Source organism: Aliarcobacter skirrowii CCUG 10374, from assembly GCF_003544835.1.
GTDB lineage: Bacteria > Campylobacterota > Campylobacteria > Campylobacterales > Arcobacteraceae > Aliarcobacter > Aliarcobacter skirrowii.
In genome coordinates, this window is record NZ_CP032099.1 from 1,202,543 (window position 1) to 1,229,450 (window position 26,908).

At 25.0% G+C, this 26,908-nt stretch carries 28 protein-coding genes; 18 read left to right on the forward strand and 10 right to left on the reverse strand.

Translation table 11 applies throughout. The features are described 5' to 3' along the window. Positions 1 to 128: 128 nt before the first annotated feature. Complete coding sequence (locus ASKIR_RS06330) at positions 129 to 2,087, forward strand: TonB-dependent receptor plug domain-containing protein (protein WP_115588296.1); 1,959 nt, start codon at positions 129 to 131, stop codon at positions 2,085 to 2,087. A gap of 19 nt (positions 2,088 to 2,106) precedes the next feature. Here the strand turns inward: ASKIR_RS06330 and ASKIR_RS06335 are convergent, their stop codons facing one another. The 3 genes from ASKIR_RS06335 to ASKIR_RS06345 are packed head-to-tail and all read right to left on the reverse strand — an operon-like array spanning position 2,107 to position 4,023. After that, positions 2,107 to 2,961 carry a sensor histidine kinase gene (locus tag ASKIR_RS06335; RefSeq protein WP_066408832.1) on the reverse strand — a complete coding sequence of 285 codons (855 nt, stop codon included), beginning with the start codon at positions 2,959 to 2,961 and terminating at the stop codon, positions 2,107 to 2,109. Then, entirely contained in the window at positions 2,951 to 3,616 is a 666-nt protein-coding gene (locus ASKIR_RS06340) for a response regulator transcription factor (protein ID WP_066351633.1), read from the reverse strand. The genes ASKIR_RS06335 and ASKIR_RS06340 overlap by 11 nt, the downstream gene beginning before the upstream one ends. 2 nt (positions 3,617 to 3,618) lie before the next feature. Next, positions 3,619 to 4,023 (reverse strand): hypothetical protein, encoded by a 405-nt coding sequence (locus tag ASKIR_RS06345; RefSeq protein ID WP_167540776.1) that lies wholly within the window; start codon positions 4,021 to 4,023, stop codon positions 3,619 to 3,621. Positions 4,024 to 4,092: 69 nt separating this feature from the next. Here ASKIR_RS06345 and ASKIR_RS06350 point away from each other — a divergent pair, with 69 nt between their 5' ends. Together ASKIR_RS06350 and ASKIR_RS06355 are read left to right on the forward strand one after the other, a co-directional pair. Then, a complete protein-coding gene (locus ASKIR_RS06350; RefSeq protein ID WP_066351636.1) occupies positions 4,093 to 5,856 on the forward strand; it encodes a Na/Pi cotransporter family protein in 1,764 nt (587 codons plus the stop codon). Then, positions 5,843 to 6,109 carry a hypothetical protein gene (locus ASKIR_RS06355; protein ID WP_066351638.1) on the forward strand — a complete coding sequence of 89 codons (267 nt, stop codon included), beginning with the start codon at positions 5,843 to 5,845 and terminating at the stop codon, positions 6,107 to 6,109. The genes ASKIR_RS06350 and ASKIR_RS06355 overlap by 14 nt, the downstream gene beginning before the upstream one ends. On the opposite strand, the gene brnQ is transcribed toward ASKIR_RS06355, so the two are convergent. From brnQ to pgeF, 5 genes are all read right to left on the reverse strand, one after another. Continuing rightward, positions 6,106 to 7,398 carry a branched-chain amino acid transport system II carrier protein gene (gene brnQ / locus ASKIR_RS06360; RefSeq protein WP_066351640.1) on the reverse strand — a complete coding sequence of 431 codons (1,293 nt, stop codon included), beginning with the start codon at positions 7,396 to 7,398 and terminating at the stop codon, positions 6,106 to 6,108. The two genes, ASKIR_RS06355 and brnQ, sit on opposite strands and share 4 nt — an antisense overlap. 2 nt (positions 7,399 to 7,400) lie before the next feature. Then, positions 7,401 to 7,871, reverse strand: a complete 471-nt coding sequence (locus ASKIR_RS06365; protein ID WP_066161379.1) for a tRNA (cytidine(34)-2'-O)-methyltransferase — start codon at positions 7,869 to 7,871, stop codon at positions 7,401 to 7,403. Further along, positions 7,871 to 8,704, reverse strand: coding sequence for a formyltetrahydrofolate deformylase (gene purU / locus ASKIR_RS06370; RefSeq protein ID WP_066351858.1), 834 nt, complete (start codon positions 8,702 to 8,704; stop codon positions 7,871 to 7,873). Before purU ends, ASKIR_RS06365 begins: the two co-directional genes overlap by 1 nt. Before the next feature lie 10 nt (positions 8,705 to 8,714). Continuing rightward, positions 8,715 to 9,968 carry a malic enzyme-like NAD(P)-binding protein gene (locus ASKIR_RS06375; RefSeq protein WP_066351642.1) on the reverse strand — a complete coding sequence of 418 codons (1,254 nt, stop codon included), beginning with the start codon at positions 9,966 to 9,968 and terminating at the stop codon, positions 8,715 to 8,717. A gap of 64 nt (positions 9,969 to 10,032) precedes the next feature. Next, entirely contained in the window at positions 10,033 to 10,701 is a 669-nt protein-coding gene (gene pgeF / locus ASKIR_RS06380) for a peptidoglycan editing factor PgeF (protein ID WP_066351644.1), read from the reverse strand. A 60-nt stretch (positions 10,702 to 10,761) separates the two neighbouring features. Between pgeF and ASKIR_RS06385 the strand changes: the two genes are divergently transcribed. The 5 genes from ASKIR_RS06385 to ASKIR_RS06405 are packed head-to-tail and all read left to right on the forward strand — an operon-like array spanning position 10,762 to position 14,367. Further along, positions 10,762 to 11,376, forward strand: coding sequence for a class I SAM-dependent DNA methyltransferase (locus ASKIR_RS06385; RefSeq protein WP_066351646.1), 615 nt, complete (start codon positions 10,762 to 10,764; stop codon positions 11,374 to 11,376). After that, entirely contained in the window at positions 11,376 to 12,167 is a 792-nt protein-coding gene (locus ASKIR_RS06390; RefSeq protein ID WP_066351649.1) for a shikimate dehydrogenase, read from the forward strand. Before ASKIR_RS06385 ends, ASKIR_RS06390 begins: the two co-directional genes overlap by 1 nt. Before the next feature lie 18 nt (positions 12,168 to 12,185). Further along, positions 12,186 to 13,139 carry a flagellar hook-length control protein FliK gene (gene fliK / locus ASKIR_RS06395; protein WP_066351656.1) on the forward strand — a complete coding sequence of 318 codons (954 nt, stop codon included), beginning with the start codon at positions 12,186 to 12,188 and terminating at the stop codon, positions 13,137 to 13,139. A gap of 2 nt (positions 13,140 to 13,141) precedes the next feature. Further along, a complete protein-coding gene (locus ASKIR_RS06400; RefSeq protein ID WP_228137767.1) occupies positions 13,142 to 13,423 on the forward strand; it encodes an EscU/YscU/HrcU family type III secretion system export apparatus switch protein in 282 nt (93 codons plus the stop codon). Then, positions 13,420 to 14,367, forward strand: a complete 948-nt coding sequence (locus tag ASKIR_RS06405; RefSeq protein ID WP_066351659.1) for a hypothetical protein — start codon at positions 13,420 to 13,422, stop codon at positions 14,365 to 14,367. Before ASKIR_RS06400 ends, ASKIR_RS06405 begins: the two co-directional genes overlap by 4 nt. 8 nt (positions 14,368 to 14,375) lie before the next feature. Here the strand turns inward: ASKIR_RS06405 and ASKIR_RS06410 are convergent, their stop codons facing one another. After that, positions 14,376 to 19,151: a RecQ family ATP-dependent DNA helicase gene (locus tag ASKIR_RS06410; protein WP_066351661.1), complete on the reverse strand. Its 4,776-nt coding sequence runs from the start codon at positions 19,149 to 19,151 to the stop codon at positions 14,376 to 14,378. Positions 19,152 to 19,537: 386 nt separating this feature from the next. On the opposite strand from ASKIR_RS06410, the gene ASKIR_RS06415 reads away from it, so the two are divergent. Together ASKIR_RS06415 and ASKIR_RS06420 are read left to right on the forward strand one after the other, a co-directional pair. Beyond that, entirely contained in the window at positions 19,538 to 20,620 is a 1,083-nt protein-coding gene (locus ASKIR_RS06415; protein ID WP_164966862.1) for a tyrosine-type recombinase/integrase, read from the forward strand. A gap of 115 nt (positions 20,621 to 20,735) precedes the next feature. Then, positions 20,736 to 20,990, forward strand: a complete 255-nt coding sequence (locus ASKIR_RS06420) for a hypothetical protein (protein WP_115588294.1) — start codon at positions 20,736 to 20,738, stop codon at positions 20,988 to 20,990. A gap of 11 nt (positions 20,991 to 21,001) precedes the next feature. Here the strand turns inward: ASKIR_RS06420 and ASKIR_RS06425 are convergent, their stop codons facing one another. Then, on the reverse strand, positions 21,002 to 22,282 hold the full coding sequence (locus ASKIR_RS06425; RefSeq protein WP_115588293.1) for an HNH endonuclease: 1,281 nt from the start codon (positions 22,280 to 22,282) through the stop codon (positions 21,002 to 21,004). A 385-nt stretch (positions 22,283 to 22,667) separates the two neighbouring features. Between ASKIR_RS06425 and ASKIR_RS06430 the strand changes: the two genes are divergently transcribed. From ASKIR_RS06430 to ASKIR_RS06455, 8 genes are all read left to right on the forward strand, one after another. Next, positions 22,668 to 23,075: a hypothetical protein gene (locus tag ASKIR_RS06430; protein ID WP_115588292.1), complete on the forward strand. Its 408-nt coding sequence runs from the start codon at positions 22,668 to 22,670 to the stop codon at positions 23,073 to 23,075. After that, the gene (locus ASKIR_RS06435; RefSeq protein ID WP_115588291.1) at positions 23,062 to 23,838 is read left to right on the forward strand and encodes a SprT-like domain-containing protein; all 777 of its coding nucleotides are present in this window, start codon (positions 23,062 to 23,064) and stop codon (positions 23,836 to 23,838) included. The genes ASKIR_RS06430 and ASKIR_RS06435 overlap by 14 nt, the downstream gene beginning before the upstream one ends. A gap of 114 nt (positions 23,839 to 23,952) precedes the next feature. Further along, positions 23,953 to 24,096, forward strand: a complete 144-nt coding sequence (locus ASKIR_RS10270; RefSeq protein WP_164966863.1) for a hypothetical protein — start codon at positions 23,953 to 23,955, stop codon at positions 24,094 to 24,096. 12 nt (positions 24,097 to 24,108) lie between these two features. Continuing rightward, a complete protein-coding gene (locus ASKIR_RS10275) occupies positions 24,109 to 24,276 on the forward strand; it encodes a hypothetical protein (protein ID WP_165844109.1) in 168 nt (55 codons plus the stop codon). Positions 24,277 to 24,285: 9 nt separating this feature from the next. Next, positions 24,286 to 24,939, forward strand: a complete 654-nt coding sequence (locus ASKIR_RS06440; RefSeq protein WP_115588290.1) for a hypothetical protein — start codon at positions 24,286 to 24,288, stop codon at positions 24,937 to 24,939. Positions 24,940 to 25,094: 155 nt separating this feature from the next. Beyond that, complete coding sequence (locus ASKIR_RS06445) at positions 25,095 to 25,352, forward strand: hypothetical protein (RefSeq protein WP_066351669.1); 258 nt, start codon at positions 25,095 to 25,097, stop codon at positions 25,350 to 25,352. Positions 25,353 to 25,384: 32 nt separating this feature from the next. Beyond that, positions 25,385 to 25,921 carry a hypothetical protein gene (locus ASKIR_RS06450; protein WP_115588289.1) on the forward strand — a complete coding sequence of 179 codons (537 nt, stop codon included), beginning with the start codon at positions 25,385 to 25,387 and terminating at the stop codon, positions 25,919 to 25,921. A 148-nt stretch (positions 25,922 to 26,069) separates the two neighbouring features. After that, positions 26,070 to 26,906 carry a hypothetical protein gene (locus tag ASKIR_RS06455; protein WP_133296267.1) on the forward strand — a complete coding sequence of 279 codons (837 nt, stop codon included), beginning with the start codon at positions 26,070 to 26,072 and terminating at the stop codon, positions 26,904 to 26,906. Positions 26,907 to 26,908: the final 2 nt, after the last annotated feature.

Sequence of the window (26,908 nt, forward strand, 5' to 3'; positions counted from 1 at the left end):
TGAAATTTTACTATATTATGTATAAATAGAACTATTTAGAGAAATTTATAAAATTTACTCATTAATTAATATAAAATTAACACCTCTTTGCAATACTTCACAAAATTTATTTCAAAAAGGGAAAATTTATGAAAAAGATTATTACTTTATCTTTTGGTTTAGCTGCAATTTTAAGTGCTAATGAAGCTGTTAAATTAGAGCAGGTAAATATTGTTGAAAAATCAAACTCAAAACTTATAAAAAATATAAATAGTGAAGAGTTAAAAAGTGCTGATTTAGCTGAAGCTTTAATGAAAAACTCTGCAAATATATCAATTGTAAGAAGAAATGGTATTGCAAATGATATTATATTAAGAGGGCAAAAAAAAGATAATATTAATATCTTAATTGATGGTGCTAAAATATATGGTGCTTGTCCAAATAGAATGGATCCACCAACTTCTCATGTAGTTACAAATAATATTAAAAGTGTAAAGATTATTGAAGGACCTTATGATGTTGAGAATTTTGGAACTTTAAGTGGTCTTGTAAAAGTTGAAACAAAAGATCCAAAAGAGGGATTTCATGGTGAATTGAACTTAAATGCTGGAAGTTTTAACTATAAAAAAGCAAGTGCAACAATTGAAGGTGGAAATGATAAAGTTAAAGCTTTAATCTCAGCTTCAACTGAAAAAAGTGATCCATATAAAGATGGAAATGGTGATAACTTTTTAGAACAACAAAGAAAAAGAGGAGTTCCTCTTGCAACTCAATATAAAAGTGATGATATAGATGCATTTGAAAAAGATAGTTTTTTGTCAAAACTACAATTTAATATAACAGATAATCAAGATTTAAAAGTTTCATATAGTGCAAATAGAAGTGATGGTATTTTGTATCCAGCTGGACCTATGGATGCAGATTATGATGATAGCGATATATATACTTTTGGATATACAATAAGAGAGTTAGGAAAATTTTCTAAAGAGTTAAATTTAGACTATTACTACTCAAAAGTAGATCACCCTATGAGTGGAAAATTAAGAAATGGAAATGGAACTTCATATATGACAAACCACTTAAAAACTTCAGTTTGGGGAGCAACAGTTAAAAACTCTTTAGAAATTAGTGATAGTTTAATTACTCTTGGTCTTGATACAAGTGTTAGAAACTGGAGAGGTCAAATGCACTCTACAAATATAGCTACAGGTGTAGTTACTCCAAATGCTACAATGAATAGGATGTATGATACAGATACTACAAATAAAGCAATTTTTACAAAGGTTGAAAAATCTATTGGAAATTTAGATATTGAAGCTGGTTTAAGATATGACTACACAGATATAGAGACTCAAAGACCAAATGTAGATGATAAAAAATATATAGGAATAAATGGATATCTGTTTACAGCATATAATTTTGATGAGAAAAATAAGGTTTTTGCAGGTATTGGAAAATCTTCTAGAGTTCCAGATGCAAGAGAGTTATATCAACAAACAACTTCATCAAATCCAAACTTAGAACAAACAAAAAACTATGAGGTAGATTTAGGATTTGAGAAAACTATTGGAAACTTTAATATTAAACCAAGAGTATTTTACTCTGAGTTAAAAGATTATATCTATAATAGTTCAAAATTTGAAAATATAGATGCAAAAATTTATGGAGCAGATTTAAGTGGATATTACTATTTTACAGATGATTTATCACTTGATTTTGCACTTGCATATTTAAAAGGGAAAAAAGATGGTAACTATATAGATAAAGATTTAGCAGAAATTCCACCACTTAAAGCAAATTTTGCTTTAAACTATGAGTATAAAAAAGCAAAATTTAAAGCTGAAGTAATTGCTGTTGATAGATGGGATAGTTATGATTCAAGCGCAAAAGAGCAGGAAATTGCTGGATATGCACTTATGAATTTAAAATATTCTCAAGAGTTATTTAAAAACTTTGAATTAACTTTAGGAGTTGATAATCTATTTGACAAAGTTTATAACTCAACAAATACTTATCAAGATATTAGATATGTAACTGTTGGAGGAGATCAAATTTTATTTAATGACCCAGGAAGATATGGTTATATAAATTTAAAATATAGCTTCTAATATTTTAAACAAGCCAATTTTAGGCTTGTTTAACTATGTTTTTAAGATTTAAACTTATTTTTACACCATCTTCAATATTGTTTATATTTATAGCAACTCTATTTCTATCACAATACTCTTTTACAACTGCAAGTCCAATTCCATGACCAATATTTGAAGAGTCTTCTTGAAAAAATCTATCAAAAACTAGCATCAGATTTTTTGCATCAATTTTTTCACCTTTGTTAAAAATAGATAAAATATTTTCATTTAATTCAATTTTTATATATGGATTCTTTTTATCATTATATTTAATTGCATTTGATATAAGATTATCTAAAACTATTAAAAAACCCTTATAATCGCTATATAAACTAATATCTTTTAAGTTTAAATCTATCTTTGTATCTTTTTTTATATCTTCAAATTTATCTAAGGTTTTATTTATAGATTCAAGCAGATAAAACTCCTCTTTATCTATATTTTCAAGAACTTTTTGAAACTCATACTCCATATTTTTGTAAAGTTCAAACAAACTCTCATTTGCTTTTTCAATTCTCTCTACTCTTTGAAGCGTTTTTTCATCGCTTATACTTTTTTTTAGTAATTGAGTATTTATTTTAATAGTTGAAGTTGGAATATTTAACTCATGAAGAGTATTTTTTATACTATTTTTCAAACTCTCATCACTTGTTAAAAGTGATTTTAAAATCTTTTTTGAAAATATTAAAAATAAAATTGAACCTAAAAGTGATAAAAAAATGATAAAAACAATACTATTTTGTAAAAAATCAAACCTAACAGTTAAAAAAGAGTTTAAAAATAGTATTAAAAGAAGTAAAAAAAATATCAATACAAAATTTGATAGATGAAAAAAGAGTCTTTTAAAGTTCAAATTTATATCCAACACCTTTTATATTTTTTATCACATCATCTTTTGTTTCAAAAATATTTTTAATCTGATTTATATAGACTCTTACAGCACCTTCACTGTGAGTCTGCTCTTTGCTATAAAGTCTTGAAAAAATCATCTCTTTTGTAACAATTTTGTTTCTATTTTCAATAAAAAGCTCAAGTAGTTCTAAAACTTTTGAAGGAAGATTTAAATCTTCATTATCTTTATAGACTCTTTTATCCTCTTGATTAAAATATAGATTATCTTCTAAAATAACTTTTGAAAAACCTTTGTTTTCTCTTCTTAAAATAGCTCTTAATCTTAAATTTAACTCATCTAAATCAACAGGTTTTTTTATATAATCATCACATCCAGATATAAAACCACTTTTTAAAGTATCTTTATCTTTATATGAAGTTAAAAAAATACAAGGGGTGTTGTCATTGCTTTGTCTTAACATCTTTAAAGTTTCAAGTCCATTTAGTTTTGGAACATTTATATCAAACAAATATAGGTCATAATTTTTTGAGTATGTATATGAAAATACCTCTTCTGAATCTTTTGCAATATCAACTTCAAAATTTTCACAATTTAAAAAATCCTCAATACTAGATGCAAATAAAGAGTCATCTTCCAAAATCAAAATATTATACATAACTATCTTTTCTTATCTTTAGTTTTTTGTCTTGCAAGTTTTTTATACTTATTTTGTATCTGTTTTCTATCTTTTATCTCTTGTTTTATATCGTACTCATCGGCACTTTTTAATCCACTTCTTTTCTCAACAGGTATTTTCCCTTTTAGTTTTGGATTTAATCTAAAAAACTCATCCAAATCAATCTCAAAAATATCACCTTTGTTGTGTAGTTCTGCTTTTTTAGGATAGCTTATAATATAACACTCTTCAAAATTTTTATTAATTTTTCCACCATAAGATAAGATAGAGAAAACATTATATTTTTTAATTATAAAAATCATAAAAAATATTAAAAAAATATATATTGAAATATCAACTGAACTCATCTTTATCCACTCTTTTAATTTTAGTTTAAATAGTATCAAAAAACTGCTTATTAATTAATTTTTGGCTACAATCCGCTTTATTTTTAAATATTCTTCAGGGGGGCTTGATTGGTAAAAAATATCTCTATGAGTTTAGGGTTTTTACTTCTTGGTTATGTAGTAATCACTTATGAAAACTTTACTGTACTTTTAAGTGGAATTGCCATTTTTATTATTGGTATGTTCTTTATGCAAGATGGTTTCAAACAACTATCAGGAGGTCTTTTAGAAAGACTTCTACAAAAGTTTACTTATAATAGTTTTTATGCAATTGCAACTGGTCTTGTGGCAACTTCTATAGTTCAAAGTTCAACAATAACAACACTTCTTACAATATCTTTTGTGGGAGCTGAATTAATTACTTTAGTTCAAGGAATTGGAGTAATATTTGGTTCAAACCTTGGAAGTACAACAACAGCTTGGATAGTTTCAAGTTTGGGAGTTGATGTTAAAATCTCAGCTTATGCATTTCCTATGCTTGTATTTGGTGTAATTTTAAGATTTTTTAAAACAAACTCATTTAAAGGAACTGGAAATGTTCTTTTAGGACTTGGTTTTATCTTCTTAGGAATTGCATATATGAAAGATGGATTTGATGTAATTAAAGATCAAATTGATTTAGCAAGCTATGCAATGGATGGTTATGCTGGGATTTTATTATATATTTTAATAGGTCTTTTTGTAACAATTGTTATTCAATCAAGTGCAGCAACTTTGGCAATTGTTATTACAGCTTTAAATGCAGATAGTATTTCATATATAAATGCTTTATCTTTGGCAATTGGAGCAAATCTTGGTACAGTTTTAACAGCAGTTGTAGCATCTTTTACTTCCACTCAAGATGCAAAAAGAGTAGCTGGTTCGCATGTTATTTTTAACTTTGTAACAGCTTCTATTATTACTATTTTTATCTACCAATTTAAAGATTTTGTTGATTTAATTGCTCCATATTTTGGAATTAGTGATAACAACTATGGAATGAAACTTGCACTATTTCACACTCTATTTAGTTTAGTTGGTATTTTAGTTTTATCTCCTTTTATACCTTCTATAGCAAGATTTTTAGAGAGAATTCTTCCTCAAAAAGTTTCATCTGCTTCAAAACCAAAATTCTTAACTCCTATTGTTTTAGAAAGTCCAGATGCTGCTTTAGTATCTATAAAAAAAGAGATAATAAATCTTTATGAAAATTGTCAAAAAGCAATGCTTCACGCACTTAGTCTTCATACGACTGGACTTAATAAAGAGACTTTAGCAGTTCAACTAAACAAAGAGTTTACAGTAATTGATACAAATATCGATGAAATTTATCAAACAAATTTAAAATCTTTATATAGTGAAATTATAAAATACTCATCACTTGCTCAAACAAATATGTTTGATTTTCAACAAAAAGAGGCTGGAGAGCTCAAAAGAGCTGCTTCTTTAATTGTTGAAGTTTTAAAAGATACAAGAGATATTCAAAAAAATGTAAACTTCTATTTAAAAAGTAGAAATAGCTTTATTAAAGAGGAGTATAATATCTTAAGAAAAGAGCTTGCAGAGATTTTAATAGATATTGATACTCTTAAATCTTTGGAAGATGATGCAGAGCAACTAACTCAATTTGAGTTTATAAAATCTGAATTAGCACAAAATGATTTAGCAAGTAGCGAAGAGATTGATGCACTAATTAGAGAAGATAAAATCAAATCAACAATGGCAACTTCATATATGAATGATAGTGCAACTGGTTATGCTATTCAGAAAAAACTTGTTGAAGTTGCTAGTATTTTATTTTTAAATAGTGAACTTATCAAAAAAATTAGTGAGGTGAAAAATGAAACTAAGTAAAGTTGTAGATAAGGTAAAAAAGTATCTTAAAAAAGATATATTAAAAAACTCTCATGAAGAGAAAATAAGTGAGATTCTTGAAAATCTACAATTAAGAAAAGAGAAGATAAAACTTGAAATAAGTGAACTTAAAGATTATGATTTAAAAAAGAGTATAGAGCTTGAGAAGAAACTAAAAGCTATTAATATTCTTATTAAAAAGAGTGAATCTTTAATATCTAAATCATCAAAAAAGAGTGAAACTCTATCTTAAGAGTTTCGCTTTTTATCTTTCACAAAATATCCTACAAATAAAAATATAGTTGCTGGAATAATCCAAGCTAATCCTTCATTATAAAATGGTATTTCTTGCATAAACTCAAATTTAAAATATGAGTTTGAAATAAGTTCAAAAATAGAGTAAAAAATAGTTGCAAAGCTTGTAAATTTATATATATTTTGATTTGTAATATATTTATCAAAAAAAGTTAAAAAAACCAAAACAATAACTGCTGGATATACTATAAATAAAATTGGTGCAGCAAAATTTATAATATTTTCTAAACCAAAATTTGTAATAAATATTGCAAATAAAGATGTTAAAACAACCAACTGTTTATAGCTAAACTTACCATTACTTATTTTTGAAAAATACTCAGCAGTAACACTAACAAGTGCAGCTCCTGTTGTAAAACAAGCTAAAAATACAACAAATGCTAAAACAATTGATGCATTGCTTCCAAAAAGATTATATATGATTAAATTAAGTAGTTTTACTTTTTCAATATCAGATCCATATAAAGAGCTTGTAGTTGCTCCTAAATATGCTAAACCAAAATATACAAGCATAATTCCAAAAGCAGCCAAGATTGAAGCATTTGAAACAACTTTAAATGTTGTTTTATTATCACTATAACCTTTTGATTTTAAAAGCTTAACAACAATAATTCCAAAAGCTAAAGCTGCCAACATATCAAGTGTTTGATAACCTAAAATCAATCCATCAAAAAATATAGTATCATTTTTATCATTTTCTACAATATCTCCTAAAGGTGTAATTACCCCTTTTATAATAAGAATAAGCAAAGATATAAATAGCAATGGAGATAAAACCTTCCCCAAAATCTCTATCATACTACTTGGTTTTAATGTAAAAAACAGAATAAGCCCAAAATAAAAAATTGAAGTTATTATCGAATTTAGACTACTATCTCCAAAATATGGAATTATAAGCATCTCATAAGTAACAGCTCCTGTTCTTGGTAGTGCAATCAATGGTCCTATGCACAATATTACTATTGCCATTAAAATCTTACCATTTATTTTTCCAAGTTTTGAAGTAAGATTATCAACATTTCCACCTGCTTTTAATAAAGCAAACATAGCAATAGTAGCAAATCCAATATCAGCTAAAAAGTATGCAAAAAATGATATTTTCCAATCACTTGCACTAATTAATCCTAAGTATGGAGGAAAAATAACATTTCCAGCTCCAAAGTACATAGAAAATATTGCAAATCCTAGAATTAAACTATCTTTATAAACACTATTTTGCTTCATCATATTTAACTTATCTCAAAAAAGTTGTAATTTTGTCTTAGAGCTTCATAAGTTATTATTGATACACTATTTGCAAGATTTAAGCTTCTTGCCCTATTTGTCATTGGAATTGTAACCAAACTATTTTCTGCTTTTTTTAATATCTCTTCTGGAAGTCCAGCATCCTCTCTTCCAAAATAGAAATAATCCCCTACTTCAAATTTTTCCTCAAAGTATAATCTCTTTGTCTTTGTTGTTGCTAAAAAGTGTCTTGATGAGAGAGGGTTTTTTTGCCAAAAATCATCAATATTTTCATACTCAAAAACATCCAAATCAAACCAATAATCAAGCCCTGCTCGTCTTAGCTCTTTTTCTGTAATATCTTTAAACCCATAAGGTTTTATTAGATGTAGTTTACAATTTAAAGCAAAGGCTAATCTTCCAATAGTTCCAACATTTCCAGGAATTCTTGGCTCATGAAGTACAATATTGAACATTATAAAATCACCGTTTTATTTTTAAATACAAAAACTCTATCCTCTAAAAGAAGTTCAAAGGCATTTGAAAGTACTACTTTTTCAACATCTCTTCCAGCATTTCTCATATCTTCCCAAGAGTAAGTGTGATCTACTCTTACAACATCTTGATAAATAATTGGTCCCTCATCTAAATCATTTGTTACAAAGTGAGCTGTTGCACCAATAATTTTAACTCCTCTATCAAAGGCTTGTTTATATGGATTTGCACCTATAAATGCTGGTAAAAATGAGTGGTGGATATTTAAAACTTTACCTTTGTACTTTTCAACAAAATTTGGTGTTAAAATTCTCATATATTTTGCTAAAACTATAAGTTCTGGATTAAACTCATCTATTTTTGCTTTTAAAAGCTCTTCGTGCTGCTCTTTTGATAGATTATCTGCACTAATACAGAAAAATGGAATATCAAACTTCTCAACTAAATTTCTTAAATCTTCATGATTTGCAATTACAGCTTTTATATTTGCATTTAACTCATTTGATATATATTTTATAAGTAAATCACCTAAAACATGAGCCTCTTTTGTAGCTAGTAATACAACATCTTTTTTTGTTCTTTTATTTAAAGTTATTTGAGAACCTTGCGGTAAAACCTCTTTTAACTCTTTTAATAAAATATTTGAAGATACATTACCAGATATTAAACTTCTCATAAAGAAATTTTTTGTTTGGGGATCTACATATTCAGCATTTGTATCAATATTTAAATTATTTGCAAAAAGAACTTTTGAGATATTATAAATAAGTCCTTTTGCATCATTTGTTGCAATTTTTAATATATATTGTTCCATATTTTCCATACTATTTTAAATTTTCAAGCTCTTTTTTATAGCTTTCTACATCAAATTTTTTAACTCTTGTAATTCCTAAATTAAAGGCTTCAAGAGCAACAGCTGATGATACTTCAATAAGTAATCTTTTATCAAAAGGAGTTGGAATAATATAATCTTTTCCAAAACTCAAATCTCCAAAAATAGCTCTTACTTCATCTATTATTGGCTCTTTTGCTAAATTTGATATAGCTTTTGCTGCAGCTATTTTCATACTCATTGTAATCTTCATAGCTTGAACATCCAAAGCACCTCTAAAGATAAATGGAAATCCTAATACATTATTTACTTGATTTGCAAAATCAGATCTTCCAGTTGCAGTTATTGCTTTTGGTTTTACACTTTTTACATCATCTGGAAATAGTTCAGGAGTTGGATTTGCAAGAGTAAATACAATTGGTTCATCACACATAAGCTCTATATGTTTTAGAGTAAAAGTTTTTGGTCTTGACAACCCTAAAACCATATCAGCATCTCTAAAAGCATCTTCCATAGTCTCATAATCGCTTATAAACTCTTTTTTATATTGATTTAAATCATCTCTTGTCTCATTTAAAACACCTTTTGAATCACACATAATTAAATTTGTAATTCCAAGCTCTTTATACATTTTTGAACAAGCAATTGCAGCAGCACCTGCTCCAACAACTACTACTTTTAAATCTTCAACTCTTTTATTTAAAATTTCACAAGCATTTAAAAGTGCTGCACTTGTAATAATTGCCGTTCCGTGTTGATCATCATGCATAACAGGAATATCAAGCTCTTCAATGAGTCTCTCTTCAATAGCAAAACACTCAGGTGCTTTTATATCTTCAAGATTAATTCCACCAAAAGTTGGACTAATTGCTTTTACAACATCACAAAATCTATCAATATCATCTTCATCTACTTCAATATCAAAAGAGTCAACTTTTGCAAACTCTTTAAACAATACAGCCTTTCCTTCCATAACAGGTTTTGATGCAAGTGCTCCTATATTTCCAAGTCCTAAAACAGCAGTTCCATTTGAAATAACAGCTACAAGATTTCTTTTTGTTGTATATAAAAAAGCATCTTGAGGATTACTTTTTATCTCTTCACAAGCATAAGCAACTCCAGGAGTATATGCAAGACTTAAATCATCTCTATTCTTAAAGCTCTTTGTTGTGTAAACACCAATTTTTCCAGCTTTATCATTTTTATGATAATCAAGAGCCAACTCTTTTGTAACTTTAAAACTCATATTTCTCCCCTAATTGGTTTTTAATAAGCAAGGATAGTATCAAAAAATAGCTTAATAGTGCCGTTTATTCAATCATTATAACAGCAGCAAATCTTCCACATTTTTTATCTTCTCTATATGAAAAATAGTCAAAGCCACCACACTTTGTACAAATATCTGATACTTTTATATCTTCAACTCCTAAAGAGTTTAGTTGAGCTTTGTTTATTCCTTGTAAATCTATATTTCTTTCATTTACAAACTCCTCTCCAAAAGATTTTTCAACAATTTTTGCCATCTCAGCACTTACTTCATAACAACACTTTTGAATAGATGGACCTAAAATTGCTTTAATATCTTTTTGGTTTGAGTTAAATTTTTCAATAAAAAGTTTGGCTGTTTTTTTTGCTATTTGCATAAATGTTGAGTTTCTTCCTGCATGAATAGCTGCAATTACACCTTTTTTTTCATCAAAAACTATTATTGGAATACAATCTGCAACCATTACCATAAGTGGAAGATTTTTTTTATTTGTAATAATTGCATCACAACTATCAATTAATTTTGGACTTTTTTCATCTACAATTACAATATTATCACTATGTATTTGATTCATATATACTAAATTTTCATTTTTATATGAGTATTTTTTTGCTAAATTTTCTCTATTTTTTTCTACATTTTTTATATCATCATCAACATGAAATGCTAAGTTTCCATCACTTTTATTACTAAAAAAATATCTTATGCTCATTTTGCTCTCTTAATTCACTTTTAGTTATAATCTTGCCTAAAATTAGTTTAAGGATAAGATTTGAGCAAATTTGATGATAGAGCTAAAGATTGGGATAAAAAGCAAACAACACTTGATAGAACAGAAGCTTGTATAGAAAATATTAGAAAAAATGTAGATTTAAAAAATGTAAAAAATATTTTAGAGTATGGTTGTGGAACTGGTCTTGTATCCTTTGCTTTAAAAAATAACTCAAATAAAGTTATTGGATTTGATAATTCAATTGGAATGGTAGAAGAGTTTAATAATAAAGCAAAAGAGAGAGCCTTGGATAATATAAAAGCATTTAAACACGACATAGAAAACGACTCTATTGAAGAAAATAGTTTTGATTTAATAGTAACTTCAATGTCACTTCACCATATAAAAAATTTAGATATATTTTTTGAAAAAGCATCTAAAGCTTTAAGAAATGGTGGAACTCTTTGTATAAATGATTTAGAGAAAGAGGATGGAACTTTTCATAAAAAATATAATAACGAAGGTGTTTATCACTTTGGATTTTCAAAAGAAGAGTTAGAAACTATATGTTCAAAGCTTGGTTTTTCTAATTTTATTTATGAGAGAGTTTTTGTTTTCAAAAGAGATTATGGAGATTTTCCACTATTTAATTTCTACGCTAAAAAGGTAAACTAATGAAAAAATTTTGTATATTTGGAAATCCTGTTATTCACTCTAAATCGCCTCAAATGCAAAATACTGGTTTTAAGCACTTAAATTTTGATGCAAACTATGAGAAGTTTTTGCTTGAAGATGGACAAAAAATAAAAGAGGAGTTTATAAAAAATGGTTTTAGTGGAGCAAATATAACTGTTCCTCATAAAGAGTTTGCATACAAAATGGCAGATGAAGTTATTGGAATAGCAAAAAAAATAGAGGCTGCAAATACTTATATTTTAGAAGATAGTAAAGTTTTAGCATACAATACTGATGCACCTGGATTTTTAAAATCTATAGAGGAGTTTAAAGATGTTAAAAAAGTTTTACTTTTAGGAGCTGGTGGAACTTCTAAAGCAATATCTCTGGCTTTACAAGATAAAAACTACGATGTTACAGTTTTAAATAGAAGTGCAAATAAACTAGATTTTTTTAAAAACAATAGTATAAAAGCCTACTCTTTTGATGATTTTAAAATTGAAAAATTTGACTTAGTTGTAAACTCAACAAGTGCAGGTTTAAAAGATGATTTGCTTCCAGCTCCTAAAGAGATTTTAGAAGATGTTTTAAAATCAAGCTCTTATGCAGTTGATTGTATCTATGGAAAAGAGACACCTTTTTTAAATTTAGCCAAAAGTTTAGGAAATGTTATTAAAGATGGTGAGGATATGCTACTGTTTCAAGGGGTTTTGGCTTTTGAACTATTTACAAAAACTAAGGCAAATGAATCATTAGTTGAAGCAATGAGAAAAGGTTTAAAAGGCTTATAGTTTGTGTTATAATCAAAGATGTTAATTTCAAATCAATCAAACTTAAATATACTTTTATCAAACAACCAAGCACTGCTAAATAAGATTTTAGATAGTAGTTTAGACAGTGAGCTAAAATCTATTTTAACAAATCAAAATAGTGGTGCTGATGTTTTAAAAATTATAAAAGAGCTATTTTTGGCACTAAAAGATGGTTCTAAATCTGAAATGAATTTAGAAAATTTATTAAAAAATTTAAATTTTTCAAAAGAGCTTGGAACTCTATCTTCAAATATCTCTACACTTTTACAAAATCTACAAAGTGATGAGAGCTTATCAAATTTAAAAACACCTTTGGAAAATTTTCTAAAAAACTTTCAAAACATAGATGATCTAAATTTAAAAGAGCAGATAAAAAATAGTGGTGTTTTTTTGGAAAACAAACTTTTAAATAGTTCAAAGTATAATTTTGATGATGATTTTAAAGCAAATTTACTAAAGCTTCAAGAGGTTTTAACAACTAAAAGCGATGCAAAATCTATTGAGAATTTAAAAATTATAAACAATCTTTTAGCTCAAGTTGAACTAAATCAGCTTGGAAGCTTAGCTTCAAACTCAAATTTTGTTTTTATTCCATTTTTTTGGGATATGCTTGAAGATGGTTTTATTCAGATGAAACAAAAAGAGAAAGAGAAGTTTTTTTGTCAGATTAATCTAAATCTAAAAGATTTTGGAAAAGTTGATTTGATGCTATTTTTATATGATAAAAATAAGCTTGATTTGACAATTTATGCACAAAGAGAGTATTTTAAAGTTGCTATTAAAGAGAATTTACAAACACTAAAAAAAGCTTTGAATAGTGTAGAGTTAATAGCTGTAAATGTAAAACTTCTTGATATGAAAGATGATAAAAAAGAGGATAATTTAGAGCAAAAGTATCAAAATTTTTATGAAGAGAGTATATTTTCAAATAGTATTGATATAAAGGCATAAAATTGCAAGATAATCAAAAAATTAAAAAAGCCGTTGCCTTAGAGTATGAACAAGGGGTAAATAGTGCTCCAAAAGTTACAGCAAAAGCAAAGGGTGAAGGTGCAAAAAATATAATAAAAGTTGCGCAAGAGAACAATATTCCTATAAAAAAAGATGAGGATTTGGTTGAACTTTTAAGTCAAATTGATATAGACAAAGAGATTCCAGCTTCTATGTACAAAGCTGTTGCTGAAATTTTTGCATTTATATATGATTTATCAAATAAAAATAAGGATAAAAGATGATTTTAAAAAAGATTTTAATAGAGGATCAAAAAGAGTTATATAGGCACAAAAACTATCTTTTAAGCCTTGGATTAAAGTTTGATAGCGTAAATAAAATATACTCAAATAGTGAAGAGCTGGATTTTAATATTGAGTTTGAATTAGTAGAGTTTTTAAATAATAATAGTTTTGTTTATAAATTTATTGAAGAGAAAATTGTAGATTTTAAAAAACAAATTAGTGCAAAATATGAATCTTTTCAAATTGATGATAAAAATATATTTATTCAAGAGAGAAAAACAAATCAAAAACTCTATCTTATAAATATAGAGAAAAATAGATTAGCAATAATTGATTTGAAAAAAGCTATTTTAAAAACTTATAAACTCTCAAAAGATAGTTTAGAAAGTAGCTCATCTTTGGCTATTTTAACTTTAGAAACACTAGCAAGTAACCAAGAAGATTTTGCTGAACTTTTCTCTATTTTTGCAATTTTACAAAATCAAAGTAGCGAAGAACTTCTATATTTAGACAAACTTAAAAAGTTTAAATATTTTTGTATTGCAAAAATTAAAGAGAAACAACAAGATATGTTTTTGTGCAACTGCGTAACTGGATTTTTCCCTGAAACTAAATTTTATATAAAAGGAAATAGAGTCTTTTCAGATTATACAAACTACTTTTTAACTTATGAACAAGAGATTAAAATATGGAAATATCTATATGAAAATAAAAAATTAGTAGGAGTTTTTAAAGAACCAACTTTAAATGAGCTATTTATTGGAAGAAAAATTTATACAATTGATGAGTATGGAAACAAAGTTAAAAGATTAATAAAATTTGCAAAAGAGATAGAAAAAGATAAAATTGAGATTACTTTAAGTGATGGAATTCATTCAAAAAAGTTAGCAAACTTATTTTTTAAAGATGATTTATTAAAAAGAGTTATTGAGGCTAGAGATTAGCCTATAACTTAAAAACTTCTTTCTAAAACTATTTTACAAAGAGGGTGTTTAACTCTCTTTTTATTCTCTTTATCATACCAAAGCACCATATACTCAAGTAAACAAGATTTTAGTTTATACCCATTATCAAATTTTTCAGATATGAGTTTATTAAATTTTTTTGAAAAAACTGCAATAATTTTATTATTGTACGTTAAACAATATTCACTATTTTTTTTACCAATCTCTAATTCTACTTGTGCAAACAGATTGTCTACTTTAGAATATTTTGTAAAATCATACCCAAGTTTTATATCAGATAGTGACATAATATGAGTAAATCTTTTACTACTATTTATATACTCTTTATCATCATAAATATAATTTACAAAATCTTTTACTTCATCTCTTGTTTTTTCTGTTTTTAATATATTTAATTCACTTTTTGCTCTGGTCATTCCTACATATAAAACCCTTTTATCTAAATCAATATTTTTAAAACCATTTGCTATTAAATATACCTTATCAAACTCTAAGCCTTTTGATTTATGAATTGTGGATACTATAATATTTCTTTTAAATTTTAAAAAATCCTCTAGTTTTAACTCTTCTAAATATGCTATCCATGAACCAATATTATAATCTTCTGCAAAATCGTTTAAAAATCTATCAACAATCTGAAAAACTAATCCTAAATTATTAGAGTTGCTAAACCTCTGTTTTAATATATTTAAACTTTTTTCAAAATGAAGCTCTTTAAAACTAAATTTATCTTCTAAAAATGTTTGTAGTACCTCATCAAAAAACACAATTTCTTCAATATTTTTTAGTTTAAATTTATCTCTATCTATTATATATCTTGCTTCTATATTATTCTCTTGAAAAAGAGAATAAATATTAATTACATCTTCATTTGTTTTGGCTAATACTGCAATAGTTTGATTTTTATCTTCTAATTTAATCATATTTAACAAAGGAAGTTCTAAATTAGTAGTTTTAAATCTAAATAGATTAACTAAGCCTTTATCTTTACTATGAGCATATAATTGATTAATTTTATATCTATTTGATATTTGTGTTGAAAAACTATTTGTATATTTAACTATATTTTGTTTACTTCTAAAATTACATAAAAGTTCATACTGTTTATATGATGTATCATCTTCTATATCTCTAAATTCTTCTTTAAATTTATCTATAAACTCTACTTTTGAACCATTAAACTCCATTATACATTGATCATCATCTCCAACTGCTATTACTTTCATATCATCATTTGATTTATAAATAGCCTTTATAAATTCAAAACTCTCTTCATTTATATCTTGATATTCATCTAATACTAATACAGCAATATGAGGAAGTAATATTTTTCCTTCATTTATACTTTTAGTAGCCTCTTTGATTGACTCTTTTAATATCTCTTCGCTTCCATTTACAACTCTAGCTATCAATTTTAAAGCATAAGAGTGAAATGTCTGTATCTCTACTTCATAAGATAACATTCCCATAAGTTCATATAATCTTGATTTAAACTCCAACTTAGCTGTTTTAGAAAATGTTAACATCATAAACTGTTCTGGTTTTATATCTTCTGTTAAAATTAAAGAGGCTATTTTATGCACTAATACTTTTGTCTTACCACTTCCTGGACCAGCTAAAATCATCATTGCTTTTGTAGTCGTATCTTGGATAATAAGTTTTTGATTACTCTGCATCTGTTCAAAAATTTTATTATATCTTTTTTGTGTTATTGGTTTAGATATCTTCTCTTTTAATAACTTATATTTATCTTTAAAAAGTTCATAAGAGAGAGTAAAATAGTCTGTTAAAAATTGTTTTGCTTTATAGCTATCATCTTTTAATCTTTTTGCATATTCACCCATAATATGAATAGACTCTATTTTTGTTTGATAGTATAAATCTAATCTATTTTTATACTCATTAATTGTATATTTTCTTTTTGTTTGAGTTTTTTGCTCTTTTTTTATCTCCATTGGAGAGTAGTTTATAAATCTTCCTCTTAAAAGCTTTATTACTTCTAAATGATGAAGATATAAAAGTGTTTTATCTATCTCTTCAATTTTATATTGATTATTTAAAACATCTTTTAACTCTTGTAAAGAGAAAAATATCTCATTTTTATTTTTTTCAAACTCTATACTTTTATAAAAATATTTTAAAATATCATCTGAAATTTTATGATACTTATTTATTTTCAAATATATACCTTCTTTGTTTAAAAATTCAAAATGCCATAGATCTTGCTCTCTATTTAATCTTTTAAATATAAAATGTGATTTATCTACCCAAGTTTTAATAATAGATTTAATTAGAGGTGTACTATTATTATCTATTTTATTATTTACAAATAAAAGCTCATTTAAATCTCTAATTAATACTCTATTACTAAATAAAGAGTCTAAATGTTGAAATATTAGTAACTCTATCTCTTTTATATTTTTAAATATCTGTAAACTATTTTTAAATATCTCTAAACTTAAATCTTTACTCTCACCCAATAATCCAAACTCTTTTAATCGATTAATTGCTACTATTAATGTTGTTTTATCATAACCTAAAAGATATGCAAGTTCATCAACTTGAACAGCCTCAGGTTTTCCTCTACCCAATATATTTTGCATAACTAAAATTAGCTTCTGTTTATCATCTTCACTATAATTTGACTTCTCTAGCTTATCATGTAATTTTTCCATACTCTTTGAAGCAATAGAATCTGCAAAAAAACTTGTTTTATTTCTTCCTCTATTTATATAACCTTCTCTTTCTAACTCAAGTAAAACTGTTTTTACTTTTGTTCTATAGTCCTCTTTATTATCTTCAACATCCCAACCAGCTTCTTTAGCTAATTCAAATGAAGTTTTATATAAAACTTCACCTTTTGATTTTTTTATTACCATAAAAATTGAGTTTATTTCACTTGCAGTTAATTTAGTTCTAGTTAATGTAGAAAAGTGTTTATCTAAATCATTTTCATCAAATAGTATTGGACAAGTTGCATTTAATTTTTCATCTCTTGCACCTCTTCCAGCCTCTTGTGAATAGTTTTCAAGACTATCTGAAATTTCATAATGAATTACATTTGTAATATTTGGCTTATCTACACCCATACCAAAAGCTGTTGTTGCTACAATCACATCTATTTCATTATCTATGTACTCTTTTAAAATTTTCATTTTTTCTTGAGAATCTATTTTAGAGTGAAATGATTTTACAACTTTACCTGTATCAATTGCTAATTTTTTTGCAGTATCATCACATTTTGAAGTAGATGTAGGAATATATACCAAAGTTGAACCATTATGTGATTTGATTAAATTAAGTAACTCATTATATTTATTCTCACTATTTGTAGAAATTGATTTATATTGAAGATTTTTTCTCTCTGGAACAGCTAAATATTTTGATAGTTCAATATTTAATCCAGTGTAGAAATAATCTTCAATATCTTTTATTACACTAGGTTTTGCAGTTGCAGTAAAACAAGATATTGGAATATTTTTTTGATAAGGCTTCTCTTTTAATAAATCCTTTATAAATTCACATATATAGTAATAATCTTGTCTAAAATCATTTCCCCAAGTAGATAAACAGTGTGCTTCATCTATTACAAATCTCTCTATTAATCTATTTTTTAGAATTTTAAATATAGTATTTGATCTTAATGACTCTGGAGCAATATACAAAATATCTGCTTCACCATTAATAACTTTTTCAACTGCTTCATTTCTTTCCAAAGGACTCATAAAACCACTTATTGCCACAGCTTTATAGTTTGCAACTTTTTGCTGAAAAGATTTTATATGATCTTCAATCAAAGCTTGCAAAGGAGAAATTACAACTGTTAAACTTTTATATGCACCAGACTTTATAACAGCTGGAAGCCAAAAACAAAATGTTTTACCTCCACCTGTTGGCAAAATTGCCAAGAATGATTCATTATTTAAAGAAGCTTCAATAATCTGTTTTTGTGAAACTGATTGACTATCTAATAAATTTGCATTTAATCTAGGAAATTCTCTAAAACTAGATATTCCAAATATCTCTTTTGAGTAATCCAAAAGTCTATTTATAGAGTTTTTGCTTGAATAACATAATTTTTTTTGTATCTCAACAATATTTGGATATGAAAATAAAATTTTTGGTGGATGAGATTTTATCTCAATATATGGTGTAATTAAAGCAATAATGTAAGCTAACTCAAATTTATTATTAGTAAGTAACTCTTTTAAGTATTCAAAATCAACAATCGTTTTAGAATGTTCTTCTCTTATTAATAAGAATAATCTATCTGAATCTATAAGGTCTAAACTATTATCAATTTGTATATACTCAAAAAAACCTTTGAAATATAAATTATCATGCAAAAGAGAAAAAAATATATTTTTTGTATTATTTGGAAGTGTATGAAATCTCTCTAATATTTTATTAAATAGTATAGTAGTGATTTTAGAATCTTCTACTGGATTATTTTCAAAATTATCTTCACTCTTATAATCTTTAGGTAAGCTATGTAATGTTTTTTCACTAAAAAACAACAAAGATAGTGGTAAAGTATCTATAATATTATAAAAATTTTCTAAATTATTTAATGTTGTATTTTTTAATAGTTGTAAATCATAATCTATAAAGTTGTGTCCAGCTATAAAATTTGATTTTGTAGCAGATAAAAAATCAATAACTTCTTTAAGTGATGAAGTTTTTAATTCTAAATCTTTAAACACAAGACCCATTTCTCGTATTTTTTTACTATTTATATCAGCCTCAATATCAAAAAAAATCATAATTTTTCCAATTTAATTATTTATGAAATTTTGTCTTTTAAGGAGAATAAATATAATAAATTTTAATAAAGTATAAAACTTTTACCCCTTAACCGTTTTATCAAAATTAATTTACGATTATTATACTTTAATTTACTTTATTATAGATTTTATGTAATCTTATTTTGTGAAATATAATTAATATTGTTTAAAAGTTTTATGATGGCGACCCCAGCATGATTCGAACACGCGTCATTAGGAGGAAATCTTTATGTCTTATATATTCATTTATTTACAATTTTAAATACATAGTCCTATTTATAAGAGTTTTAAGTTTTTATATATTAGTATTCACTCTATATATTTACAAATATTTACACTAATATTTGACACCTAAAAGGACACCATTGGCAATACCAAAAACTACAAAAACAATTTATCCAGGAATAAGATTTTATCAAGATAGTATTAAAGGTAAAGTATTTGTTGCTACTTTTACAATCAATAGCAAGAAGTATAGAAAAATTATTGGCTATGAGAATGATGAATTTAAAACAAATGCAAAAATTGCATTTTTAAAAAAAGAAGAGTTAAAAAATGATATTTTAAATAACAACTATATAAAAAAAGATTTAACTTTTAAAGAGCTATTTAAAATATATATAGAACATTTAGAAAATTCTAAATCAGTATCTAGTAGAACAATTTTAACAAAACAAAGCAATTATAAAACTCATTTTAAACCTGTGTTTGATAATTTATATATTAATAATATACAAGCTTTTCAGATTCAAAATTTAGCTAATACTTTATTAAAATCAAAAGCTCCAAAAACTGTTGATAATTTATTAGCTGACCTATCTGCTATTTTTAAATATGCCATGAAAAATAAATATATAACTAATAATCCAGTTTTATTAGTAGATAAACCAAAATATGACAATTTAAGAGATTATCCATTAAACATAGATGAATCAAAAAGATTATTTAGAGCTATTATAGATTTTAAAGAACCATTATACAAAGAGATATTTACATTTTTACTTCATGGTAGAAGAAAAGATGAAGTTCTTAGTTTAACTTGGGATATGATTGATTTAGAGAAAAGAGTTTATTACATTGGATTTGAGATTAACAAAGCTAAAAAAAATATGAGTTATGAGATTACAGATGAACTGTATGAAATTTTATCAAATAAAGAAGATAAAACTGGTTATGTTTTTAAATCTTTAGTAACTGGAGATAAAGTTAAAAATCTAAGATGGGCTTGGAAAAGAATATTGGAAGCTGCTGAAATTACAAAACCTATAAGAATACATGATTTAAGACATTTAATTGGTGAAATATCATTAAATGAAACAGATAATAGTATGGAAGTAGTTGCTGCTATTTTAGGACATAGTTCTACTCGCCCTACTCGTAGATATGCAAAAGTTCAACAAAAAGTAGCAGCTCAAGGATTGAAAAAAGTTTTTGATACTTTGAAGTAAAATTCTATTAACTATAAATGATAAAATAATAGCAATTAGTATAATATATTTTCATTTTTACATATCAATTGATATAATAGTATCAATTATAATAAATATTTAAGGAATTTAATATATGAGTATTAATAAATATAATCCAATGTTGTTATCTACTATTAATAGTTCTATTGGTGATAAAAAATTACATTTTACAGTTGAAAAACTTCTAAGCTTATTTAATAAAGAATATAATGCATTTACAGAACTAGAAAAATATGCCATTGAAATTATTCAAACGGAAGCAACAATCCAGGAAATAAATAATTTCAAAAAAAATTTTAAGATAAATTCTGAAAATATTGATTATTTATTATCGTGCCAACCTTACTAGAAGTTAAAAATTTAATATTTGCGTATAATTTCTTTATATAGATTAATCGCTTCTAATTTAACATATAAATTATTTGATAAAAACTTTACATATATTTCTTCTTTTAAAAATAATTCCATTGTTAATGTATTTTTATAGTAATTAAATACTATATCTTTTGCATATTTAAAAAATATTTCTTCAATATCTTTATATTTAATAATATAATTCATATCAAAAAATACAATTTGTTTATTAATACAAAAAAGTTCTTCATTTATTTTTCCTAATTTACAACATTTATCATATTCCAATTTATTTTTAAAATGATATAAAAATTTAACTTCTTCTTTTCCTGAAATACTTTTAAATAATTGAAATATATCTAGTTTTTCATAATTTTTTTTATTTAAATTATTAAATAAAAAAAATATGTTATTATGAAAATAAAACCTATCAGTTAATTTAACAGCTATTGTAAAAAGTTTATATAATGATACAATACAAACCATTCCTATATTAGGAATACAATTTAATACTAAAATATGTCTTTCCTTATTTAAATCCACTATGTCTTCAAACATTTTCATCAAATCTTTACTTAAGATACCATCTCCTATAAAAAATTTATCAATTTTTTCATAGTCAATTTTATGTCCTTTGCATATATTGTATAAATTTCTTGATATTTCTACAGCTATTTCATCACTAAAATAATCTTTAATTGTATCTACTGCAAACTCATAAGCAATTTTTAGTAAAGCAATTTTAAAGTCTATAGTATTAAAAGTTCTTTCCATTTTAATTAAAGGTTGAAAACTTATAATTTCATTTGTTTGTTCAGCTAATATTTTATCAATATCAAACCCAATATTTTTTCTTTTTTTAATATCAGATAGTATTTTTTTTAGTTTATTCTTATCTGCATAATCTAGTTGTATTTTAATATTTGTTCCATTTGAAATATCTTCTGTACATACCTTTGGAATTAGATATGTATTCAGTTTACCTTCAGAATTTAGATTTATTCTAACCTTTGTATCCTCATGATCCATTAGTATATGAGTACCTTCAAATGGATTTGGTATATTACCCTTTTTACCTCTTATTTTTAATTCATATCTTAATAAATCAGCTAAATAATGATTTACTAACTTGTTATCTACATTATTACCTAATCCTGAATTACATTCTTTGCAAACAGAAAAAATGTGATAATACCCACCTATAGAATCTGGTATTACATGTTCATCTGAAAACTTATTGCCATTTTTAAATTCATTTTCATCTATTCTACATATTATACATTTCATTTATTCTCATTATTTATTTCTATTATTTATAATAACTAAAATAATACAATTTAATATTATAAAATCATATTTATTTTAAAATTAAAATGTAGCTGTTACTTTTATATGAAACTTTGTAATTGTAACTCTGTATTTGTAGCAAAAAGATTTTTCTAGCTATCTTCATATAATGCTTTCGACTGCTAAGTGGTATAAATTTTTTATACCTCCCCATATTTTTTATTTATTTCACCCAGTATAAATTTTTTATACCACCTAGTATAATTTATTTATTTTGACTAGTATAAATTTTTTATACCACCCAATATAAAATTTTTATACTTCTTTTTTTAATTTCCAAATTCTTCTAATATTCCGTTTATATAGTACGATATAAAGGGAATATATGAAGAAAAATAAATCTAAAGAAAATCCAAATAACTATGTATTAGTAGTGGGACTAGAGGAATACAATATTAATTACAATATTGGAATAGCTAAAATAAAAGAAATTGCTAAAGAAGTTGGAATTGATAATTTTAAAGCAGAAAAAAAACAACTTTATTTTTATAAAGTTTTTGAAGAATTTAAAGACAAATTTCAAACAAAATTTATTTCGGTGGAAGAATATGAAAAAACTTACAAAACAGAACTTATGCAAGAGATATATTCTGTACCTTCAATTTATTTTGTAATAAATCATAAAGTAAATTTTTCTTTTATCAATTGCCACACTGAGAATTTACTAAGAAAAGAATGTAATTACTTTGCTTCAAAAATATTAAAAGATAGTTATAGATATGCAAAAAGATAAATCTACAACTTTAGAATATTATGAATACTTTCAAGAGATATATAATATTTTTAATAAAGAACTTTTTTCAAATGAGCTTCCAAATTGTATTATTACTATCACAAGGCAAAAAAGAGTAATGGGATATTTTAGTCCAAATAGATGGATTAATAGTAAAGGTAAACAAAATCACGAATTAGCATTAAATCCTTCATATTTCTCAAGCTCTAACTTTATAGAAATATTTCAAACAATTGTTCATGAAATGGTTCATCTTTGGCAATATGAATTTGGTACTCCTTCACAAAGAAGTTATCACAATAAAGAGTGGGCTGACAAAATGGAAAGCTTAGGATTAGTTCCTAGTTCAACTGGAGTTCCTGGTGGAAAAAAAACTGGTCAAAAGATGAATGATTATCCTCTAAAAAATGGAATATTTGAAAAAGTATGTATTGATATTTTTAAACAAGGACTATTTTTAAAGTGGTTTGATAGATATTCAAATAAATCTACTTTTATAATAAATGATGAAGAGCTTGATGAAGAAGATATAAAAGAGATGATTGATACGAACAATGAAGAAGAGATATTAACATCTTTATATACAACTATTGGAGATATCGTAAAGGATACTTTACATATTGAAGAAGTTGCCCTGGAAGAGAGTAAAAATAAAAGTAAATATTGTTGCGAATGTGGTTGTAGTGTTTGGGGTAAAAAGAATTTAGATATTACTTGTAATTTGTGTGGAAGTGATTTTGAGTATATTGAAAATATTAATTAATGTTTATAAATGTTTTTAAGTATTAATTAATATTAAATAAAGTAATATTTTAACAAGTATTAATTAATATTAATAAATGCTAATTAATACTAAATAATATTAAAAGGAGTAAATATGAAATTTGGGAAATATGTATTTGAAAGTTTAGAAGAGTTCCAACAAGTTCAAAATTTGGCGATGGCGAACAATGTTAGAACTATGAAAGAATTTACAGAATTCTTAAGAGCAAACTATAGCCAAAAATTGATTAAAAATTAAAAGGAGAAATAAATGGATTTTAAAAAATTTACATTTAGAGTTAGCTTTAAATTGCCGTATTCACATATCATTTCAATTACTACAATTGAAGCGAATGAAATTGATGAAGCAAGAGCAAAATGTTTTAAGAAATTTTCAAATAGAACAATAAATAAAATTGAAGTTCTAAAAATAGATTAAGGAGCTAAAATGAAACTAATTACACTAGCAAATTTAAGAAGTGGTGGTAAAAGTTCTATTGCAAGACTTTTAGCAGAGAAGTTAAATTCAACTATTTTGAATTTTGATAAAAAAAGAGATAGCGAAGCATATAATGCTATCTCAACTATTAATATTCCAGAAAATAAAACTATACAAAGAGAAGAAAATAGTTTAATTTTAAGAGATAGTAAGACTGAGCAAACAATTACGACAAAATCTGATTACTTGATTTGTGATTTGGGTGGTTATTTTGATGAGAGATTACTTGATCTAAAAAGTGATTTTTATATCATTCCATCTTTTGATGATTATGAGAGTATTAGTGAGAGTATGAGAACAGCTCATCTAATATTAAAGAGTAATATTAAAGCTAAGATAATATTTGTTTTAAATGGTGCATTTATAACAGATAAAAATATAAAAGAAGAGAAGATAAAAGAGTTTAATGAGCATATTGAAGTAAATGGATTTATTAGATTTCCTCTTTTATATCTTCCAAAAACAAATTTAATGAGAAGATTAGTTGATGAAGCTGCAAAACAAAAAGAGTTGAAAAATAAGTTTGAGCAAGAGATTAAATATATTAATATAGATAAGTTCCTGGAAGAACTGATTTGTAATTTTAGAAATGAGCAAATATGAAAAATGAATATATTGCTATATCTACTATAATATTTTTAAATTTTTGTATTAGCTGCTTTTTTGTATATCTATTTTTTAAAAAAAATATAGATTAAGTTAGTATTTAATAATATTATATAGTATAATTAAATATTAATTAATATAAAGGAGTTAAATTGGCAAAGAGAAATATTGAACCAGTTAAAATAGATGATTTAAATATATCTATTGAAACAAAAGAGCTAGAAGAATCTAGTTCTAAAGGAAGACCAAAAAAGTTTACAAAGAAGTTAAATACTCCAGTTAATATTTATCTTTCACAAGGTCAGTTAGCTGCAATAGATGAAAAGATAAAAGAGATTGGTTTTTCTGTAAGACAAGATTATTTTAGGAAGCTTTTAAGAGCTGATATTCCTAATTTTGATGAATTGTAAGAGATATTAAATAAATACATAGAGGAGCAAAAATGAAAAAACAAATACTTAGTGCAACTATTTTAGCATTAATTTTATTAGGTTGTAGTGATCCAAAAGCAGCTACTAAAGAGAATTTTGAACCAGTTATTAATAAGTATTTATCTGAAAATAAGGATATTTTTTCTTGTTCATATTTAGGGAATAATTTTCCTTTTGTAGATAATACTGGTCTAAGAAAAAAACATTTACAAAAATATGTAGATTTAGGCTTAATTACAGAAGAAACTGAAGTAAAAATGCATAAAGGTGCTTTTATGGGGCAAGACATAAAAGTTGAAATCAATACATATGATTTAACAGAACTTGGAAAAGAGCATTATAAAAATGAACAATTTTGTTTTGGTGAGCCTAAGGTTAAACAAATTATTGGATTTACTGAACCAGTTGATTTTGTGGGACAAAAAGTTACTGAAGTTGATTATGAATTAAAACTTGAAAACTTACCAAATTGGTATAAAATAGATACAACAAAAAATAAAAAAATTGTTTTAAAGCTTTCTGATGATGGTTGGGTAATTTTAAAATAGTCCAATTATTAAGCAGAATAGGAAGATTAGAATGAAATTATCAAAAATAAAATATGGAATAAAAATTTTAATTGATGAAAAAAAAATTAAAAATAATAAGTTAAAATATATTTCAGAACAACTTGATAACCTTGCAAAAAGTTTACAAATGTTAAAAGTTGATAAATATTACTATGCTTGTTTAATGGACTTAGATTATATTAAATTTATTAATGGGCTAGAAAAAAATAACTGGTTTGGTCTAAACTTTGAATATATTAAAATAGAAAATATATTAAAAATATCTTTACAAGAATTTTATAAAGATGAATATCGTAATGACTTGAGAGTTATTTTAGAAAATTGGATAAGTAATGGAGAAAAACCATTTATTATTAAAGAAAATAAAGAAATCCCAATAATTATTGAAGCTTATAATGAAATATTTAATTTAGAAAACTTAAGAGTGATATTTTCTAATTTTTTAATAGATGATATTAAATTACCATTCAAAGAAGGAATAATTAAATTAATAAATGAAGATAATAACTTTATTGAAATTTATTTTCATGAAATCAATAACATATTAACTTTTTCAAGCAAAAGTTTTTTAAAAGATGTTTTGCTTGATATATCCTCTAAAGAAAGAATTGGTGATATATTAGTAAGACAAAACATTGATAATGTATCTTATGAAACTATATTAAATTGTTTTTCAATTTTTCAATATATAATAAGGTTTCATAATAATGAAGATAAAATAGAAGAGATTAAACAGTTAAATTTACTTAAAATTAAAAAAGAAATAAGAGGATTTAACTGTACTTTCATTGTTAGAGGACACTGGAGAAATTATAATAGTGAATTAATATGGATTAACCCTTTTTTTAAAGGAAAAGGTAAAATCAAATCAAAAATTCATAAAATACAAAAAGATTTAATCAATAAAGATACTCTAAAAGCTATGCAAGAAGCTAAAGAGTTTAAGGGTAATCAATCCTTTTAGAG

What these genes read in the sequence shown, in the direction of transcription:
- ASKIR_RS06330 (WP_115588296.1), top strand. Translation starts at nt 129, where the DNA reads ATGAAAAAGATTATTACTTTATCTTTTGGTTTAGCTGCAATTTTAAGT.
- ASKIR_RS06340 (WP_066351633.1), bottom strand. Translation starts at nt 3,616, where the DNA reads ATGTATAATATTTTGATTTTGGAAGATGACTCTTTATTTGCATCTAGT.
- ASKIR_RS06355 (WP_066351638.1), top strand. Translation starts at nt 5,843, where the DNA reads ATGAAACTAAGTAAAGTTGTAGATAAGGTAAAAAAGTATCTTAAAAAA.
- brnQ (WP_066351640.1), bottom strand. Translation starts at nt 7,398, where the DNA reads ATGATGAAGCAAAATAGTGTTTATAAAGATAGTTTAATTCTAGGATTT.
- ASKIR_RS06365 (WP_066161379.1), bottom strand. Translation starts at nt 7,871, where the DNA reads ATGTTCAATATTGTACTTCATGAGCCAAGAATTCCTGGAAATGTTGGA.
- purU (WP_066351858.1), bottom strand. Translation starts at nt 8,704, where the DNA reads ATGGAACAATATATATTAAAAATTGCAACAAATGATGCAAAAGGACTT.
- ASKIR_RS06375 (WP_066351642.1), bottom strand. Translation starts at nt 9,968, where the DNA reads ATGAGTTTTAAAGTTACAAAAGAGTTGGCTCTTGATTATCATAAAAAT.
- pgeF (WP_066351644.1), bottom strand. Translation starts at nt 10,701, where the DNA reads ATGAGCATAAGATATTTTTTTAGTAATAAAAGTGATGGAAACTTAGCA.
- ASKIR_RS06390 (WP_066351649.1), top strand. Translation starts at nt 11,376, where the DNA reads ATGAAAAAATTTTGTATATTTGGAAATCCTGTTATTCACTCTAAATCG.
- fliK (WP_066351656.1), top strand. Translation starts at nt 12,186, where the DNA reads ATGTTAATTTCAAATCAATCAAACTTAAATATACTTTTATCAAACAAC.
- ASKIR_RS06405 (WP_066351659.1), top strand. Translation starts at nt 13,420, where the DNA reads ATGATTTTAAAAAAGATTTTAATAGAGGATCAAAAAGAGTTATATAGG.
- ASKIR_RS06410 (WP_066351661.1), bottom strand. Translation starts at nt 19,151, where the DNA reads ATGATTTTTTTTGATATTGAGGCTGATATAAATAGTAAAAAAATACGA.
- ASKIR_RS06420 (WP_115588294.1), top strand. Translation starts at nt 20,736, where the DNA reads ATGAGTATTAATAAATATAATCCAATGTTGTTATCTACTATTAATAGT.
- ASKIR_RS06425 (WP_115588293.1), bottom strand. Translation starts at nt 22,282, where the DNA reads ATGAAATGTATAATATGTAGAATAGATGAAAATGAATTTAAAAATGGC.
- ASKIR_RS06430 (WP_115588292.1), top strand. Translation starts at nt 22,668, where the DNA reads ATGAAGAAAAATAAATCTAAAGAAAATCCAAATAACTATGTATTAGTA.
- ASKIR_RS06435 (WP_115588291.1), top strand. Translation starts at nt 23,062, where the DNA reads ATGCAAAAAGATAAATCTACAACTTTAGAATATTATGAATACTTTCAA.
- ASKIR_RS10270 (WP_164966863.1), top strand. Translation starts at nt 23,953, where the DNA reads ATGAAATTTGGGAAATATGTATTTGAAAGTTTAGAAGAGTTCCAACAA.
- ASKIR_RS10275 (WP_165844109.1), top strand. Translation starts at nt 24,109, where the DNA reads ATGGATTTTAAAAAATTTACATTTAGAGTTAGCTTTAAATTGCCGTAT.
- ASKIR_RS06440 (WP_115588290.1), top strand. Translation starts at nt 24,286, where the DNA reads ATGAAACTAATTACACTAGCAAATTTAAGAAGTGGTGGTAAAAGTTCT.
- ASKIR_RS06450 (WP_115588289.1), top strand. Translation starts at nt 25,385, where the DNA reads ATGAAAAAACAAATACTTAGTGCAACTATTTTAGCATTAATTTTATTA.
- ASKIR_RS06455 (WP_133296267.1), top strand. Translation starts at nt 26,070, where the DNA reads ATGTTAAAAGTTGATAAATATTACTATGCTTGTTTAATGGACTTAGAT.